This is a genomic window from Stenotrophomonas sp. AG209 (assembly GCF_003550055.1).
Taxonomy (GTDB): Bacteria; Pseudomonadota; Gammaproteobacteria; order Xanthomonadales; family Xanthomonadaceae; genus Stenotrophomonas.
Window position 1 is genome coordinate 328,249 of the sequence record NZ_QXDB01000004.1, and the last position, 17,769, is coordinate 346,017.

Here is a 17,769-nt window from a genome sequence, read left to right on the forward strand (position 1 = left end):
ACCACGACCCACCGCTACCGTTCGATCGCCATGGCAGAGATCACCCCCAACCATCCCGAGTACGGCCTCAACCAGCAGATCCGCCAGGGCGTGGCCGCACTGGACGCCCAGCATGGTCGTCCGTTCGACCAGACCAGCGAGCGCCTGACCGCCAGCCTGACCGTGCTCGCCCGCGAGCAGGGCCTGCAGCAGGTCGACCATGTGCTGGTCAGCAATGCGACGGCCCAGCACCCGGCCGGGCACAACGTCTTCGTTGTGCAGGGCGACCCGGCCAACCCCGCGCATCTGCGCGCGATGATGCCAACCGCTGTGGCGGTACAGACGCCGGTGGAGCAGTCGATGCAGAAGCTGGGGCTGGGTGTGCAGCCGCCGGTGCAGGCCGAGCAGCAGACGCTGGATGCACAGGCGCAGGACCCGCAGCAGAATCCCGTGCATCGCCTGGGGTGAATGCCACCAGGCGTCGATGCCATCGACGCCTGTGGAAAACCCTGTATCAGCCCATTCGCGGCTGAGCGTGCTGCGTCTGCTGCTGCAGCTGATCGTCCTGCGCGACGCGGCTGGCCTCGCGGCCCTGATGCTGCGCGCTGGCGAGCTGGTACACCTCTTCAACCGTGCCCTGCTGGGTATCGGCCAGCGAAAGGCGCTGGCGGTTCGCCGCCGGGTCCGGTGATGCAGTCTCGCCCGTGCGTTGCAGAAAGACATAGCCCGGCGAATCCGCCGCACCGCCACTGCTGAAGGCCACCTGCAAGGTGTCGCGCTCGGTGTAGCCGCCCTGCACCGCCAAGCGCGTCAGGTGGCCCGCCAGCAGTTCGGGCTGCTGTCCCGGCGGCAGCCCCTGCCGATCGGCGGCCTCCCCCAGCGCCGCACGCACACGCTGGTCCAGCGGATGCAACGCATCACCCGGCGCACGTGCGTCGTTGGCCAATCGCTCACCGCTGCGCTCACCCATGTCGTCGGTCTCGCTCAGCAGGTGCTGCTTCCACGTGCGATCGGGCATCGGGTTGGTCTTCGTACGGTTGAGCTCGCTGTCGGGGAACGGCGGATCGATGCTTTCGACGCCGTGGATGTTGCGCAGCGGGCGATAGGCGTCCTTGCCTTCGCCCTTCATGCCCAGGGGAATGCGCACATCCGGAAGAAGCTGCGCGGCAGGACCGACCAGCCCGTTCACGTCGATACTTCTCTTCCGCTCGATGCCGGCGTGATTCAGTGCTTCCCAGGTGAAGTCCACGCAGTTGTGGCGCACGTCCTTATATTGCAGATCGAAGCCGTACTTGTCCGGGTGCGCGCCGAACGCCTCAAGCTTTTTGTACTGTTGCTCGCTGATCTCGAGCGTGCGGCTGTAGTGCGGGTTCTGGTACTCGGCCGCATCGGTCTTCATGACCTCGCCCGGCCCGTTCATGCTTCCATGCTCGGAAGGCGCGAAGCCGAAACTCCGCGTGGTCTTGTCCGGCCCATGGAGCACGTAGAACATGTGCCCGGGCCCGGATGTCTGCAGAACCCCGTCCACAACTTTCTGTACACCTCTCTCGTCCACCAACGGCGTACCAGGTGCGGCAATGACGATTTCTACGGTGTAGCGCGGCTTGTCCATAAGAAGAATCCTTCAGTTCCTTCCAGCGGTGGGATGTCGACTATTTTCCAGAGAGTGGGTCGGCATGAACCCGCAGCTGTGCCGGGTAATGCTGGAGCGCAGCGGTGGGCTGCACCGTGCGCACATCCAGGCGGTAGCGGGCACCCGTTTCCAGCGGCAGCGGGACGATGCTCAACCTGTATCGGTTGGCGTCCATCGATACCTGCTGCGCGTAGCGCCAGTCTGCCGATGCATGCCATTCGGGGAGCGGCTCACCCAGATTGCGCGCCCTTGCCTGATGGACATCAGAGGTTGCAACGTCCTGCCAGGCACCTGCGACCCAGCGCTGCAGGAACAGCTGGAAGGGAACATGAACACTGTCCATGTCTGGCTCACTGCCGGGCCCGGGTCCATGTCGCTGCACTTCAAGATCCAGCACATAGGGTCGACCGGGATAGAAGTTGCGGGCATTCGTCTCGAACTCGAACCGCACCGCCTGGCCGGGTTCGGCCACGTCGATCGGCTTGACCAGATCCAGCGGCTCCGGCGCGTCCGGTACGCGATTGCTGCAGGCGCCGAGTGCGCTCGCCAGCGTGAAGAACAGGCCGGCGCGCAGCCAGCGATGGATACCCAGCATGATTCAGACCCTTTGGCTCCCTGCCATGGGCTTCAACCCTAGCGGGCGGCCTCCGGCACTGCAACCGGACAAAGAAGAAGGCAGGGTCTTCACCCTGCCTCCTTCACGCGTCACGTCGGCGGGCGGGGCCCGGCGTCAGCGCCTTACAGCTGGATGCGCGCCACGCTCTCGTCAGCGCCCTTGTCATCCTTCTCGCCGTTCTTGATGCTCACGAACAACACGTTGTTCTTCGCATCCAGCGCCAGGCTGTTCGGGTGGGTCGGCACCGTGTAGGTCGCCACCTTCTGGTAGCTGTCACTGTTGTAGGCGGTCACCGTGCCCGCCTCGCGGTTGGTCACGTACAGGCGCTTGCGCGGTGCATCCAGCAGGATGCCCAGCGGGCCGGCGTCGGTCGGGATGCTGGCCAGTTCCTTGCCGGTGCTGCGGTCGAGCACCAGCACGCGCTGGCCCGGATGCTTGCTGACCAGGCCGCTGCTCTTGGCCTGGTAGCCACGCAGGAATTCCGAGCCCTGGTCGGTCACGAACAGGCGCTTGCCGGCCGGGTCCAGCGCGATGTTCATCGGCTGCTCGGCGGCGATCTTATGCTGCGCCACCACTTTGTTCGAATCGGTCCCCACCACCACCAAATCAGCCAGCAGGTTGCTGGTGTAGACGCGCTTATTGGCCGCATCCAGCGCCAGGCCCGGTGCCTTGGCATTGCCCAGGCCATCGATGGTGTTGATCACCTTCAGCGTGGTGGTATCGATCACGAACAGCACGCTGCTCACGTCCGGCTGGCTGCTGTGGCCGGTCACGTACAGGCGGTTGGCCGCGCTGTCGACCACAAGTTCGCGCAGGTCGTGGGTGTAGGCGGCCTTGCCGTCCTTGCCGGTCTTTTTCTCCATCAGCTGGATGGTGCCGACGGCCTTGTTCTGCACGGTGTCGACCACGGTCACCGACAGGTCCACGGTGTTGCCCACGTACAGGCGGTTGTGGGCGTCATCCAGCACCACGCCGAACGCCTTGCGCTCCAGCGGGATGCGGGTTTCCACGGCCAGCGTGGCCGGGTTCAGGCGCAGCACCTGGGCCGGGCCGGCGTCATCGCCGAAGCCACCGGACGAGGCCACGAACACGGCGTTCTGCTTCGGGCTGTAGGCCAGCTCGTACAGGCCCTTGGCCACGGCCTGGCGCTGCACGGCGGTGGTGGCGCTGGCGGCAGGTGCGTTGTCGGCGAATGCCGAAGGCACGCCGAGGCTGAGCGACACAGCGAGGGCCAGGGCGGCCGAACGGAAGAGAGGATTACGGAACATGCGAGCGTCCTTGAATGGGCACGGGAAGGTGTCCTGGCTCGCTGGGCCGTACTGCGACGGCCCGACCTGCATCTGTCTGCGCGGGTGGGCTGGCTGGGGTTGCCGGGGAATGGTAGCAGGTGGGGGGCGTGGCGTGCGTCTGCGCGCGCATGGCAGACGCGCGGATTACTGCTCCTTCAACCGCAGCGAATCAGCCACATCGGTCTTGGCCGCCACCTCGGTAGCGATGCTGGCACGGCGGTGCCCCGGGTCGTTGCGGTCGCCCTGCACGATGAAGATGCTCTCGGCGGCATGGCTGTTTTTGGTCGGCTGGCTGAGCAGCACGTGGTCCACCCGCGAGAGATTGTTCTGCTTGGCCAACACCAGCAGGCTGGCACTGATGCGCTGGCTGGCCGCATCGAACGGGCGGCCATGCGCTGCATCCAGCTCCGCTACCTTCTGGATCAGCTGCGAGAACAGGCGATGGTCCGGATGTGAGGGGTCCAGCAGCGTGCCGGCCACTTCAATCGGCGTCGGCGGCGGCTCATCGCTGGCACGGTCACCCTGGCGATGGTGCTCGGCCTCGTGCTCGGGCATCGCGTTGTGGGTTTCGGCATTCAGATCGCTGCCCGGGAACGGCGCGGCGATGCACTGGATCTCTGGCAGGTTGAACAGCACCGCGAACTCGCCCAGGTTGCTGCCCCCATCCAGCGGCGCCGGCAGCGGATGCAGGCCGGCGTAGTGCAGCGCCGCCCAGACGAAGTCGCTGCAACGGTTGATGGTGGCCGGGCGATCCACATCGAATTCGAACTCGGCCGGTTCCTCGGCGAAATCACGCAGGCAGCCGTAGTGCTCCTCGGTGATTTCCAGGGTGCGGCTGTAATACGGGTCCAGATGCTCGTCGGCATCGTCGTGGCGCACCTGCGCGTACTGCACGCTGGTGCGGGTTTCGCCCGGCGCGTGGTGCGGTGGTGCGAAGCCGTAGCTGTGGGCCTCGTCGCCCGCAGCCACCTGCAGGTACATGTGGCCGCGCGGCGAGATGCCCCCACTTTTCAATGGGGTGCCGGGCGCGGCCAGATAAAGCGTTGCCGTGTAGCGTGTTGCCTGCTCCATGCCTGTTCAGCCTTGATGGGTGCTGCGGTCCTGGGCGGATGATGGCATAGGTGGGATGGGGGGCAGGTGGAGATGGAGGCAGTTTCGAGGCCGAGGCGCTCGAAACTGTGATCTTCCGTGCAGTCGCTGGAAGTCAGCCCATCTGCAGCGGCGCCCGGGTTTGTTCCAGAGCCGGCTCCTGCGGCGCCAACGAGACGCGCTCCTGCTGGGCCAGCGAAATCTGCTCGACCTTGGCGAATGACTGCTCCACCGGTGTTCGCGCAGCCTCCTCCGCCGTCATCGATGCTCGCATATGGGCAGGATCGTTGAGCTCCCCCTGCACGACGAAGAGTCGCTGCGGCGAACCATCGCTTGGAGTATTACCCAACACCACATGGTCGACATGCTCCAGCCCACGCTCCTTGGCTGTGGCCAACAACCCCGCTGAGATCCGCTCGCTGGTCCCATCGTAGGAGCGGCCATGCCTCTCATCGATGCCCGCCACGCCCTTGCGGATGGAATCAAGCATATCCCGATCGCCCCGCGGCAGTTGCTCATCGCTGATGATCCATTGCTTGAACGTTCTCTCCGGCATTCTGTTGTAGTGCTCAGTATTCAAGACGCTATCCGGGAAGGGCGCGCGGATGCTGCGGATGTATTCCACATTGCTGAGCGGCTTGAGGCCACCTTCGAAGCTCTTGTCCTGCATGAGCAGAACGTTGGTTCGATGAAGCCCGGCGTGATTCAGGGCGCCCCATGTGTAGTCAATACAGCTGTTTTCCACACCGTGATACTCGGTGTTGAAACCATGTTCGCTGGGCTTTGCACCAAATTCCATCAGCTTGTCGTACTGCTGCTTGCTGATCTCCATCGTCCGTGCGTAGTACGGATCTTTGTATTGCTCGGCGTCATTGTTGTAGACCATTCCGGGCCCAGTGATGACGCCATGCTCGATGGGTGCAAAGCCAAAGCTCACCTCGTCCTTGCCATGCGCCACCTTGTAGTAGACGTGGCCAGCATTGGATGTCCCTCCCGCCAGCAGCGGCGTGCCGGGAGCGGCAACGAAGACGGTGACTGTGTATTTGTCGTCCATGACGTGTTCCTATTTCGACTTGTTTACGTAGGCCACCAGCAACTCGGCTTGAGTGGACGCCAATCGATCATCAGGCTTCAGTATCTGGATGCTCAGCCTGTAGCGGCCAGGTTGCAATTCCTGAGCCCATGCGAGGGCCAGTTGTGTGTGGTGACTGCCGGGCGCTTCCAATCCTGCTGACTGCAGAGATCGATGATCGACGTCATCCAACCATCCACCCGCCACCCTGCCCGCAGGTCCAATGGGCTCTATCCGCGCGGGCGTTCCTGCCACAGACTCCACCCTCACCAACGGAACAGGAATGCGCTGCTGTGCCTCCAGCCGCTCCAGTGTCACCTCGGTGGGCAAGCCCAGATTGCGGATCTCGCGGCCCGCATTCAGTGATTTCAGCCCGTCTTCTCCGCTCACCCGGATTCCAAGGAACAAGGTTGGCGAGGCGCTTTCCTCTGGGGACGGTAGGTCGAACTCGACCACCATGGGTGTGGTCATCGCTACCAGCGGCAGTGGCCTGACGAAGGGCACCAGGGTCCCGTTCTCTACCGGAGCGCTCGGCCCAGGTATCGCCTCGGAGCTGGCTTGGCAGCCGCTCAGCAGAGAACCTGACAGTACCAGGGCCAGGCAGACCAACCATCTTCCTTGTCGAAACATCGCTTTTCCTCTTCCAAGGCTCATCGAAGCCGTTGAAGGCGCCTTCGCCCGTACTTATACACCCCGGCCGCAGATGATTCTGCGACGAAGTTCGCTGCGTCGCGGCTCCTGCGACTGGGAGCGATCAAAGTCGACCACGCGCAATGGTGCGCTTACGTACACGCATAGGGGGTAGTAAATGGACCGCTACTTTGTGAATAGAACGCCGCAGGCCAATGGAGACCATGAGGTGCATAAACAGGGATGCTATTGGCTTGCTCGCGCCCAGTCCACGCAGGATCTCGGCTTGCACACCAGCTGTAGGACGGCCGTGGCTGAAGCCCATAGGTGGTACCGGCAGTCGAATGGCTGTGCCACCTGCTCCGCGGCTTGCCATACAAGCTGATCCACAGCCGAAAGCGACACCGGTGCGTCCCCGCCAATGATGGGCGGGGGCGCATCGTTGTATCGACCTCACATGGCTGGAAGCCTTCGACAAGGAGCTCCTCCACTTGTTCGCCATCGACCACTGCGATGCCGGCATGGATGAGTATCTGCTGGGCTGCTAAGCAGACCTCCCTCCACGCGAGGCTGCACTGGCGTTCGGCAGCGACTACGACCTGGAGCGCGACGATGCGCTGTGGCCACGGCCGTGCGTGGCGTCGGAAAGTTAAGCTGTGTCGCGATCGGCACACTTCGGATCGCAGCCCAGCGGGCGAATTGTCGCTTTTGAGACCCCGCTCCTCTACAAACCGTGCTTTTTAATGCGCATTCGGGCGGTAACTTAACACCAGCCGAAACCACTGCACCGCAACGGTTCTGCCATGCGCGCCCCATGCAACAATGCCGTAAGCGTCAGCATTTGCGGCCCCTGCGGCCTACGGTTTCTTGGCATCTCGCAACCATGCGAGTACACCTTGGCGGGCCACCGGAAAAGGGTGGCGCGGGGTTCGAAAGCCCGCTCAGTAACCTTGTGTTTTGCGCTTGTCAGCCGGCGTCACCTTTTGGGTGGCGCCGGCTGGCAATCCGTTCGCGTTCCATGGCGGGCGGTGCGTGGGGGTCCTCGGACCCACCGGCTTGGTTACTGTCCGGCTTTCGAACCACGCACCGTCCGCCGCCTTTATCGGTGGCGTTGCTATCTGTCCTGTACGGAGCATTGCCATGAACACATCGGACTTCCGTTCCCTGCACGCGCAGTACGATCCGGACAACGCCGAAGCCGAGCGCGAACCGTCCGTCGATCCCAACGCCTTCGTCGCCACGCTGCGCCGCATTGGCAGCGGTGTGGCTGCGGACGGCCAGCCTTGGCCGGAGCGGCATCAACTGCCTGGGCGGTGTCTTCAGCTGGCGGATGCGGATTGCGCGCTGGCAGGGCTGCGTGTGGTGGCTGAGCTGATGTTGGCTGCGGAGCGGACTCGGCAGAACGGCGCGCCCGAGGAGTATCTGGGGGACCGGGTTATGGAGGGGTTGAAGATGGCGTGTGTTGCGTTGACTGCGCAGGCTTCTGAGCGGTTGCAGGTGCGGGAGTAGCGCGCACTTCGCTACGCACATCGAATGCAATGTGCGGATCGTATGCACGGTCCGAAGCATTCGCCGCTGTCTGAGCCCTCTAGCCTCCAACACTGGCCTCACTATGCCGAGCCGGACTTTGCTTGCCCTGACGGCGGCAGCACTACTGGGATTGATCATTGGCGGGGCGTACGCGCCAGCCACCACAATGAGTCTTGAGAACTACCCAAGACTCACCGAGTCGGAGTTTGCCCTGTTTCGGGCCGACGCCGAGAGCTTTGCCGAAGCGTTGTCTTGCCAAGGCGTCACCATCGGAGAGCATGATTCCAGTAGACGCTTCTTTGATATGAGCGTACGTGGCGATGCCATTTTGTTCGTGGACAACTCTGGGCCAAGTCTTCTGATAGCCACCATGTCTACGGTCGCAGGCGATGCAATAGAGCTACAGCGCTGGAAAGATGGATGGGGCTCACCAGAGAGACGCAGGAGGAACTTGAGCGCACCTGAGAACAGCTGCCCTCCACTCTCGTCCAAATAGCCCCCATCTGCACCCTGCCCCGACAGCCGAATGCGTCAAACAATGACACAAGAAACGTGGTTCTGGCTAGAATCCTGGGCACTTAGCTTCTGGGACAGGGATCTAGGATGGAACTCCCATTCGAGGTGGGCGCGCTCTACAACCGTCAAAAGCAGATCCACGGTGTATTCGGCGGGCAACGGCAAGGCGGCATTTCGACACCAAAGGAGCATCCGCTAGTCATCGCATTCACTGGCGAGGCCGGCGTGTCTCACGGCTACCATGACTTTTGGGACGACGACGAAGTCTTTCATTACTTCGGCGAGGGTCAAGTCGGAGACATGAAGTATGTGGCGGGCAACCGAGCGATCGGCGAGCACGCCAAGGATGGCAAGACGCTCATAGTGTTCCAGATGATGGGTAAGGGGCGACCCTACCGTTACCTTGGTAGGTTCATGTGCCAGTCCTCCTACGTTCAACCTGGCGCGCCAGATCGAGAAGGGCAGCCAAGATCTGCGATCGTGTTCCGCTTGAGATCACTGGAAGCCTCACTGGGCCTCGCGGCAGGTGAGACAGACCAGGCAGAGATCGATGCCGCTATCGATGACGTTGGCGCGACGACCGGAAGACGCGAAACCGAAGTGCGGACGAAGCAACGCCTGTTCCGCGAGCGTCTGATCGGCGTTGAGAAGGGGTGCCGGCTAACCGGCATTGAGGACCTGAGATTCCTTCGTGCAAGTCATATCAAGCCGTGGGCGGATAGTACTCATAGCGAGCGAGTTGATGGAGAGAACGGTCTCCTACTGGCCCCGCATGCGGATATGCTTTTTGACCGCGGCTGGATTAGTTTTTCGTCGAACGGCCGCCTACTAGTTTCGAGCAGCCTACCGTCGGACGTACAAGCTCGTATTGGTCTGAAATTGTATGCTTCACTTCGTTGTGGAGTCTTCTCCGCGAAACAACTTAGCTTCTTGGAATTTCACCGAGACGTTGTTTTTGATAGCCGCCATTCCACATTGCATTCCACAGACAATATTCACCTGAGCCTCCTCCGCTAGTTCATACCCGAGGACGCAGACCCGTCCAAATCGAGGTGGGAACACCTCAATAGCGTCGCCAAGCTGATTGATGCACGGCGAACGCCGAATGACCTGCCTACCCTGGCAATCGATCAGTTGAGACCGCCCAGCCTCAATTGCCACCAGATCACCGCTATCCTCTCTGAATCAATCACCAGCCAGACAGCCGCCAAAATTGGTCATTCGCTTTTCATCGAAGATGCATCGAACTGGGCACTACCAAATGCCAGTTACACAACGCTTATAAGTGAAGTCAACCTTGGTTAGATCTTTTCTAACTACCCAAAAACACTGCCCACCATATCCGTCAGCCTCAACAATGAAGTGGTCAACTCCCACTCCCGCCTTCTCTTCGTAACTAATGTGCTTAGACAACAGCGCAGCGAGATCTATCGCATCCAAGTCAGATACGCGATCGCCTTTGCCGTACGAATTTAGCATCTTGCTGAAAAATTCCAACGCATCTTTCTGACGAGGAAAGTGCCTCTCACCGACACGCACTGGCTTCGCAGCCATATCCTTAACCCCCTAAATTTACACGTACCAGGTCAGTACTGATCTTAGTTTTTGACTAACGCCCTCAACGCTGGGCCTGAAGACAATCTCATTCTCGTCAACCTTAACAACATGCGGCAGGAGCTCCTCAATCTGATCGGGCAGAAAACCATACCTCATCAACATGACATTCACGTCATCATTCGTCCCGAATCTAATAAGTTCCATGAACTTAAGAGCCGTCACATCCTTTGTGCTGCTGTAATAAATTCGAGCCGCAGCAACAAAAACATCAAATAGACAAAATGATATTACTTTGTCCAAGTAGTCATACGTGTCAAACATTACAACATCATAACTAACCTTATCCTTGGGAGTATTCCTTTCAAAAAGCGAAAACGCCTTGTGGAGATTGGAATCTGGCAGGATAGTGGCGGGCTGAGAAAATTCGGCATAGGGCGCTTCTTTCTCATCGCGCCTCGATATCGAACTGAACCGCATGCCAACTATCTCTCTGAAAGTTCTCCCAGAGAAAGACTGAATCAGAATGAAAATTGCTTGCCGAAAAACGGAGTACTCTCCTTCAAGCAATGGCCGCCCCATATACGCTTCATAAATAAGCCTTAAACTTGCCTCAACCTGCGCCCTTTCGGAACGCTTATCCGCCCCCCTAAGCGCATCTCTTACGCGAACTCCATCGACGTAGAGAATTTCAAGAACGGCCCGCATTGCTCCAAGCGCAGCATCTCCGGAGAGACGATCAGCTCTAGTCTGCGGAATATGCAAGTCATCGTTGAATTGATCTGTTCGTATTGCCTCTATTACCTCCCGATCCTCACTAGAGCGATCTTCGTCTAAGGACTCAATTAAAGACTGATCAGACAATGAATACTCATCCTCCAACCTCTTGATTAAAAGTTTTGCGCTTTTGGTGTAAACGTATCCGTAGTCAAAACTACCCGATGATGACAATCGCCCGGCTCTACCAATTAGATTTTTGAACGCCAGAGATCGCTTCGCTTCATTTTCAGCATGAATTTTCATACTGTTCAGCCACACCACGTCGAAGGGCATATTTACGCCTTGCGCGAGCGTACTGGTCGCGAAGCATATCCTGCAATAACCCAATCTAATGTATTCTTCGAGAAGAAATCTAACTTCTAGCGGGACTGATCCATGATGAATAACAACGCCCTTTTGGAGAAGCTCTATCATTCTTGATCGATGATTTACCTGATCAGCCCCGACTAACTTCCTGACGCTATCAATAATTGAAATCGCCTTCCCATCCGTTAAAACGGGAAGGGAATCCACGTAAGCCTCGAACTCTACAATGAATTTTCCATTGTATATTGACCCCTTTGTTACGTAAGCCAGTATAGATTTTCCAGAATGGAGCGCGAACTTCGAGAAATCCCCTTCGAACTTAACACAATCGCGAAGGCGCTCCCCATGCTTTGAGAAGGGGCTAAAGTAGTAATCAGATCCATTCCCATGCCTTTGAATGAATACTTTCCCGACCGCACCCTGTTCGTAAGATTTTGAGAACGCGTTACCACTTAGGAATCCGTGCTTTTTGAATTGCGCCTCCGGGTTCTTCACGAAAGGATGTGCAAATATCAGCCTTGCAGAAGGAAAATACTTTGACACACGGCGAACCAGATGGTCGAAGACCACCCCCCTCATCCCCTCATCTGAGACCTGCGCCTCGTCGAAAAAGAAGACCCTAATATCTAGATCAAGCAAAGGATCGAATATATCTCTTGCTCGCTCAGGAGTAAGTACGAATATTCGCCGCGGCGCTCTTGACTTGAACACCGAATCAACGAAGGGCATGATCATGACCTTCTTATCGCGAGCGAAGTGTTCGCGTAAGGCACCAACATACTCTGCTATTAGGGCGCGTGACGGCACGACAATTATCGCGTCGCCATCCCCCTGAGATATGAAGTCTCGGATTGAGTAGGACTTTCCGGCACTGGTAGGCGCTGAAATCGAAACCAGCTTATGGTTCCGTATTGCAGAAACAAGACTGGCTTGAACAGGAGTCAGAACCTGATTGCCCTGCACTCTGTTCGCTTCTCCCATACGTGACATCAGAAAGGAGTACAGGCTGTTGGGCTCCCCAAGCTTATAGAACAGCCCCATCGATGCAATTATGTCTTCTTCGAAATCCTTGAAGACAGCCTCGTGAAACTCGCGATATAGACTAATCTCCTCCAGCTTCTCTTGCGTGTCCGGCCCGACCTGGTGGAGGCGCTCAAGAATTGCTGAAAGTGTTATTGATGGACTCTTGTCATTCGCAATTGATTCAGGCGTCATTGGAGACCCCCACTAGGAAAATCTGCTTAATCCCTCTCGACTTAGAAAAATCGATCGCAGATCTCAGAGCGTTCCCCATTATGACTTCATGATTTTTGCCTAGAAGAGAGAATGCCGCGACCACACCAAATTTGTCGTCATTAAGAAGCGCCGCCGGACCGGGGCATATTCTTGAAAGATGAACATAATCTCTCAAGTGCTTCTCTGCCTCAACAAAATTGGCTGCCTGGGAAATCGCCAAGCCGTGTGGCGAGGACACCCCCGAGTACTTTGCTTCTCCAAAGTTAAGGAACCCATTCTGGCAGACAGTGTGAAAGTCGAAGCCTTCATTCTGCTTCAGCTGTGGTTTCCAGAGCTCCGCCAGAGGAACTTCCGTGTGTCCCAATAGCGACTTCAGAGCCCGCGCGGACCCAATCGAAACCATAAGCTCCCCGAAGTCCTCTGCCACGGGTGAGCTGGGCACTTTTTTGAATATTTCGCAAAGCACCCGAGACGTCTCTGCAACGGTCTTCTGATATGCCCGTCTAGTCCCCTGATCAAGGTCCGACATCCACGAGGTGTCGACAACCGTCTCAGTGAGTTTTGCGGATAGCTTAGTGAGATCTGTTACGGAGACTTTGCAAGAGATAATAGACAGCGCATCATCACCAATCATTGAGATGTGCTCGCATCCCCAATCATCATCTTTGAAGCTCACGCTAGCGGACATCCTTTCCTCCGAAAGCCAGATCTGAGTTTGTTCAACTTATCAGGTATCGGATGCAGAATCTCGTTCTTGAGCATGTGAATCGAATTGCCGCTGACCAAAAAGAAAGCGGCCACATGGGCCGCTTTCTCTGTCACCTATCAGGAATCAAACCCCAACAGGATTAGCCTTCTCCGGATCAATCTTGTACTGCTTGATCGCCCGGGCTACATCCTTCGCGGTCATCTTCCCTTCCTTCGCCAGCGCCGCAATCGCGGCATGCGCGATGTAGTAGCGGTCAACCTCGAAGAACCGGCGCAGGTTCGCACGCGTATCCGAACGACCAAACCCATCCGTACCCAGCACGGTGTACGACATCGGCACGAACGCGCGGATCTGGTCCGCATACGCACGCACATAGTCGGTGGCGGCAATCGCCGGGCCCTGGCGGCCTTCCAGCAGCTCGGTCACGTAGGCCTTGCGCTGCTCACCTTCCGGATGCAGGCGGTTGGCACGTTCCACGTCGAAACCATCGCGACGCAGTTCGTTGAAGCTCGGGCAGCTCCAGATGTCGGCGGTCACGCCGAAGTCCTTGTCCAGCAGCTCGGCCGCGGCAATCGCTTCGCGCAGGATGGTGCCCGAACCCAACAGCTGCACGCGCAGCTCGCCCTTCTTCGGCTTGCCGGCGTCGGTCAGCAGGTACATGCCCTTGACGATGCCTTCGGCCGCGCCTTCCGGCATTTCCGGGTGGGTGTAGTTCTCGTTCATCAGGGTGACGTAGTAATACTCGTCCACCTGGTCTTCCATCATGCGCTTGGTGCCGTGCTGCAGAACCACGGTCACTTCGAAGCCGAAGGTCGGGTCGTAGCTGCGCACGTTCGGGATGCCACCGGCCACCAGATGGCTGAAACCATCTTCGTGCTGCAGGCCTTCACCGTTCAGCGTGGTGCGGCCGGCGGTGCCACCCAGCAGGAAGCCGCGGGTACGCATGTCGGCGGCCTGCCAGGCGATGTCGCCCACGCGCTGGAAGCCGAACATCGAGTAGTAGATGTAGAACGGCAGCATCGGCACGTTGCTGACCGAGTAGCTGGTACCAGCGGCCATCCACGAGCTGATCGCACCCGGCTCGCTGATGCCCTGCTGCAGCACCTGGCCGCTCTGGTCTTCGCGGTAGAACATCAGCTGGTCGGCGTCCACCGGCTTGTACTTCTGGCCGAACGGCGCGTAGATGCCGATCTGGCGGAACAGGCCTTCCATACCGAAGGTACGGGCTTCGTCGGCCACGATCGGCACGATGTGCGGGCCCAGTTCCTTGTCACGCAGGGTGATGTTCAGGCTCTGCACGAAGGCCATGGTGGTGGAGTAGCTGCGCTCGCCGCTGCTCTTCAGCAGGCGGTCGTAGGCTTCCAGCTTCGGCGCCACGAAGGTCTTGTCGGCCTTGCGGCGGCGCTGCGGCAGGTAACCGCCCAGTGCGGCACGGCGTTCCTGCAGGTACTGCACTTCCGGCGAATCCGGGCCCGGGTGGTAGAACGGCACCTGGCCGTCGGCCAGCTGCGCGTCGGTCACCGGAATGTTGAAGCGGTCGCGGAAGTGGCGCACCGCTTCGTCGTCCAGCTTCTTGGTCTGGTGGGTCGGGTTCAGCGCTTCACCGGCGCTGCCCATGCCGTAACCCTTCACGGTCTTGGCCAGGATGACGGTCGGCATGCCCTTGGTGTTCACGGCCTGGTGGTAGGCGGCGTACACCTTGTGCGGGTCGTGGCCACCACGGTTCAGGCGCCAGATGTCGTCGTCGCTCAGGCCGGCAACCATCGCAGCGGTTTCCGGGTACTTGCCGAAGAAATGCTCGCGGGTATACGCGCCGCCGAAGGCCTTGCAGTTCTGGTACTCGCCGTCGACGGTTTCCATCATCAGCTTCTTCAGGACGCCGTCGCTGTCCTTGGCCAGCAGGGCATCCCAGTAACCGCCCCACAGCAGCTTGATCACGTTCCAGCCGCCGCCACGGAACACGCCTTCCAGTTCCTGGATGATCTTGCCGTTGCCGCGCACCGGGCCGTCCAGGCGCTGCAGGTTGCAGTTCACCACGAAGATCAGGTTGTCCAGGCCTTCACGGCCGGCCAGCGCGATGGCACCCAGGGTTTCCGGCTCGTCGCTCTCGCCGTCGCCGATGAAGCACCACACCTTGCGGTCGGACTTCTCGATCAGGCCACGGTTTTCCAGGTAGCGCATGAACTGCGCCTGGTAGATGGCGGCCAGCGGGCCCAGGCCCATCGACACGGTCGGGGTCTGCCAGTATTCCGGCATCAGCCACGGGTGCGGGTACGAGGACAGGCCACCGCCGTCCACTTCCATGCGGAACTTGTCCAGCTGCTCTTCGCTGATGCGGCCTTCCAGGAAGGAACGCGCGTAGATACCCGGGGCGCTGTGGCCCTGGATGAACAGCAGGTCGCCCGGGTGGTTTTCGCTCGGGGCGCGCCAGAAGTGGTTGAAGCCCACGTCGTACAGGGTGGCGCCGGAGGCGAACGAGGCGATGTGGCCGCCCAGGTCACCCGGCTTGCGGTTGGCGCGCACCACGGTGGCCATCGCATTCCAGCGGATGATCGAACGGATGCGCCATTCCAGCTCGGCATTGCCCGGGCTCTTGGCCTCGAGCTGCGGCTCGATGGTATTGACGTACTCGGTGGTGGGAGAGAACGGCAGGTAGGCGCCCGAACGACGGGTCAGTTCCACCATGCCTTCCAGCAGCTGATGCGCGCGCTCGGAGCCCTCGACATCAATAACGGCCTTCAACGACTCGATCCACTCCTGGGTTTCCACAGGATTCGGGTCGTTGTTCAGCACCTCGTTCAACCAGTTCATTAGCGCTCCCATAACCGCACGCACGCGCGCGACTGTTGTATAGATTTCTAGACCGCAAAGTGTAGCGCACCAAGGGCTTTCGTCACTTGGCTACGCAGGCGTATGGATGCAACCGGCCAGTGTCCGCAAGGGGCTTGCCAGGCCCGCTGACGGCCCTGCGGCGGGCCTTGGCGGCTGCGCGGGCTGTCGCTTGCGGGCCGCTGCGCCCATGTGCAGGACGCAGTGTTACCGCTACCGATGACGGTTGTAGGGCAACTCCGGCACCGCCGTAGGTGCGCCCCGGGCGGGTGTACTGAACCGGCGACAACATGTCGCATCTGCCTCTGGATTGGTGCCGGCAGCGGGTCCAGCGTGGGCCGCGAGTGAAGGGCCTGGCGGCCCTGCTCCCTTCCACAGCATCGCCGGGGCGCCCTGCAAGAGGCGCCCCTTTTGCTGTGCGCGCCAGGCGGCCGTGGCCCAAAACGGACCTGCTTGTGGCCGGATCGATGATTGCCGGCTTCGATATATCGATATATCGTTTGCACACTCGTTTACCGATATATCGAAATGAGCCGTACCGCTTCTCCCAGAGCCCGTTCCACCGATCCGGCGGTGCCCCGCCGCAACGGCCAGCCGCGCGTGCTGAGCCGCGGCGACCTGCGCCTGCTGGTGCTGGCCCTGATCGGCGAACAGCCGCGCCATGGCTACGAGCTGATGCAGCTGATCAGCAACCAGTTCATGCAGGCCTATACGCCCAGCGCCGGCACCATGTACCCGCTGCTGGCCAGCTTCGAGCAGGCCGGCTGGATCGAGGCCGAGGAAGTGGACGGCAAGCGGATCTTCCGCATCACCGCCGCCGGCGAGTTCGAGCTGAAGGTGCAGCGCACCCAGGTACGCCTGGCGCAGCGACGTGCCTTCGACCGTGCCCGCGAGATCACCAAGGCCTCGCTGCCGCCGCCGCTGGCCACGGCCCTGCGCGAGTTCAAGCGGGCGCTGGTGCATCACCACGGCCGCTGGGCCGAGGGTGAGGCGGACGAGGTGGCGGCGCTGCTGACGCGGGCGTCTGCCCTGCTGAACGGTACCGCCGGTAGCGAGGCATCACCACTTTCAACGACCCAGCCAGACTGAATCCAGCCAGGTCCTCCCCCATGCCGCGCGCCCCCGCGCGACACCTTTGCAGGTATCCCCATGACCGAACACAACAACACGCGCCTGCGCCTGGATGTGCGCTTCCGTGAACTGACCGTGCTGCGTACCGAAGAGGTCACCCCGCACATGCGCCGCGTGGTGCTGGGTGGCGACGATCTGGCCGGCTTCGATTCGCCCGGCGCCGACGACCACATCAAGCTGTTCTTCCCCAACGCCAGCGGCGAGATGGTGCTGCCGGTGCTGACCGCTGAAGGCCGCAGCTACCCGGCCGGCAAGGAGCCCTCGCCGTCGCGCGACTACACCCCGCGCTGGTGGGACCACGAAACCGGCGAGCTGGCCATCGACTTCGTGTTGCACGACCAGGGTATTGCTGGGCCGTGGGCCGAGCAGGCCCAGGCGGGCGACGTGCTGGTGATCGGCGGTCCGCGCGGCTCGTTCGTGGTGGCCGACAGCTACGACGCCTATGTGCTGATCGGCGATGAAACCGCGCTGCCAGCCATAGCCCGCTGGCTGGACGTGCTGCCGGACGGTGCCGAGGTGCAGGCCTTCATCGAAGTGAGCGATGAGGCCGAGCGCCAGGACCTGCCACAGTACGAGAACGTGCGCATCCACTGGCTGGAGCGCAACGGCTTCCCGGCGGCCAGCAGCACCCTGCTGGAAGACATGCTGACCGACTTCGAAGCGCCGGACGGCGATGTCTTCTACTGGATCGCCACCGAATCGCGCCGCGCACGGATGATGCGCAAGTTCATCGAAGGCCACCTGGGCGTGCCGCGCGACTGGATCCGCTCGACCGGCTACTGGAAGGCCCACCCGGACGAAACCGACGGCGATTGAACAAAAGACGGTAGGTGCGGACCGTTGGTCCGCACGCCTTCGAATGGGTAGTGC

14 protein-coding genes and 1 pseudogene are annotated in these 17,769 nt (G+C 60.4%); 6 read left to right on the forward strand and 9 right to left on the reverse strand.

The features are described 5' to 3' along the window. Positions 1–30: 30 nt before the first annotated feature. A complete protein-coding gene (locus DFO63_RS18480; RefSeq protein WP_119007541.1) occupies positions 31–447 on the forward strand; it encodes an XVIPCD domain-containing protein in 417 nt (138 codons plus the stop codon). Between the two features lie 46 nt (positions 448–493). Here DFO63_RS18480 and DFO63_RS18485 read toward each other — a convergent pair whose 3' ends face one another. The 6 genes from DFO63_RS18485 to DFO63_RS18510 form a co-directional block, all read right to left on the reverse strand. After that, on the reverse strand, positions 494–1,591 hold the full coding sequence (locus DFO63_RS18485; RefSeq protein ID WP_119007542.1) for a hypothetical protein: 1,098 nt from the start codon (positions 1,589–1,591) through the stop codon (positions 494–496). Between the two features lie 40 nt (positions 1,592–1,631). Continuing rightward, positions 1,632–2,207 (reverse strand): hypothetical protein, encoded by a 576-nt coding sequence (locus DFO63_RS18490; RefSeq protein WP_101764826.1) that lies wholly within the window; start codon positions 2,205–2,207, stop codon positions 1,632–1,634. A gap of 143 nt (positions 2,208–2,350) precedes the next feature. Beyond that, entirely contained in the window at positions 2,351–3,496 is a 1,146-nt protein-coding gene (locus DFO63_RS18495; protein WP_119007543.1) for a YncE family protein, read from the reverse strand. Between the two features lie 165 nt (positions 3,497–3,661). After that, a complete protein-coding gene (locus tag DFO63_RS18500; protein WP_119007544.1) occupies positions 3,662–4,588 on the reverse strand; it encodes an XVIPCD domain-containing protein in 927 nt (308 codons plus the stop codon). Between the two features lie 133 nt (positions 4,589–4,721). After that, the gene (locus DFO63_RS18505; RefSeq protein WP_119007545.1) at positions 4,722–5,660 is read right to left on the reverse strand and encodes an XVIPCD domain-containing protein; all 939 of its coding nucleotides are present in this window, start codon (positions 5,658–5,660) and stop codon (positions 4,722–4,724) included. A 9-nt stretch (positions 5,661–5,669) separates the two neighbouring features. Further along, a complete protein-coding gene (locus DFO63_RS18510; RefSeq protein WP_259337446.1) occupies positions 5,670–6,137 on the reverse strand; it encodes a hypothetical protein in 468 nt (155 codons plus the stop codon). Positions 6,138–6,754: 617 nt separating this feature from the next. On the opposite strand from DFO63_RS18510, the pseudogene DFO63_RS22370 reads away from it, so the two are divergent. The 3 genes and pseudogenes from DFO63_RS22370 to DFO63_RS18530 all read left to right on the forward strand — a co-directional run bounded on the left by DFO63_RS22370 (position 6,755) and on the right by DFO63_RS18530 (position 9,371). Continuing rightward, positions 6,755–6,961 (forward strand): annotated as a pseudogene (locus DFO63_RS22370) (hypothetical protein). 487 nt (positions 6,962–7,448) lie between these two features. Next, the gene (locus DFO63_RS18525) at positions 7,449–7,817 is read left to right on the forward strand and encodes a hypothetical protein (RefSeq protein WP_119007548.1); all 369 of its coding nucleotides are present in this window, start codon (positions 7,449–7,451) and stop codon (positions 7,815–7,817) included. Positions 7,818–8,441: 624 nt separating this feature from the next. Further along, the gene (locus tag DFO63_RS18530) at positions 8,442–9,371 is read left to right on the forward strand and encodes an HNH endonuclease signature motif containing protein (protein ID WP_119007549.1); all 930 of its coding nucleotides are present in this window, start codon (positions 8,442–8,444) and stop codon (positions 9,369–9,371) included. 555 nt (positions 9,372–9,926) lie between these two features. Here the strand turns inward: DFO63_RS18530 and DFO63_RS18540 are convergent. The 3 genes from DFO63_RS18540 to aceE form a co-directional block, all read right to left on the reverse strand. Then, on the reverse strand, positions 9,927–12,209 hold the full coding sequence (locus tag DFO63_RS18540) for a DEAD/DEAH box helicase (protein WP_119007551.1): 2,283 nt from the start codon (positions 12,207–12,209) through the stop codon (positions 9,927–9,929). Next, a complete protein-coding gene (locus DFO63_RS18545; RefSeq protein ID WP_147416474.1) occupies positions 12,199–12,906 on the reverse strand; it encodes a hypothetical protein in 708 nt (235 codons plus the stop codon). Before DFO63_RS18545 ends, DFO63_RS18540 begins: the two co-directional genes overlap by 11 nt. 156 nt (positions 12,907–13,062) lie before the next feature. Then, positions 13,063–15,750 (reverse strand): pyruvate dehydrogenase (acetyl-transferring), homodimeric type, encoded by a 2,688-nt coding sequence (aceE, locus tag DFO63_RS18550; protein ID WP_046984452.1) that lies wholly within the window; start codon positions 15,748–15,750, stop codon positions 13,063–13,065. Between the two features lie 546 nt (positions 15,751–16,296). Here aceE and DFO63_RS18555 point away from each other — a divergent pair. Together DFO63_RS18555 and DFO63_RS18560 are read left to right on the forward strand one after the other, a co-directional pair. Then, positions 16,297–16,857, forward strand: coding sequence for a PadR family transcriptional regulator (locus tag DFO63_RS18555; protein WP_014035775.1), 561 nt, complete (start codon positions 16,297–16,299; stop codon positions 16,855–16,857). Between the two features lie 60 nt (positions 16,858–16,917). Continuing rightward, entirely contained in the window at positions 16,918–17,715 is a 798-nt protein-coding gene (locus DFO63_RS18560; RefSeq protein WP_119007553.1) for a siderophore-interacting protein, read from the forward strand. The last annotated feature ends 54 nt before the right edge of the window (positions 17,716–17,769 follow it).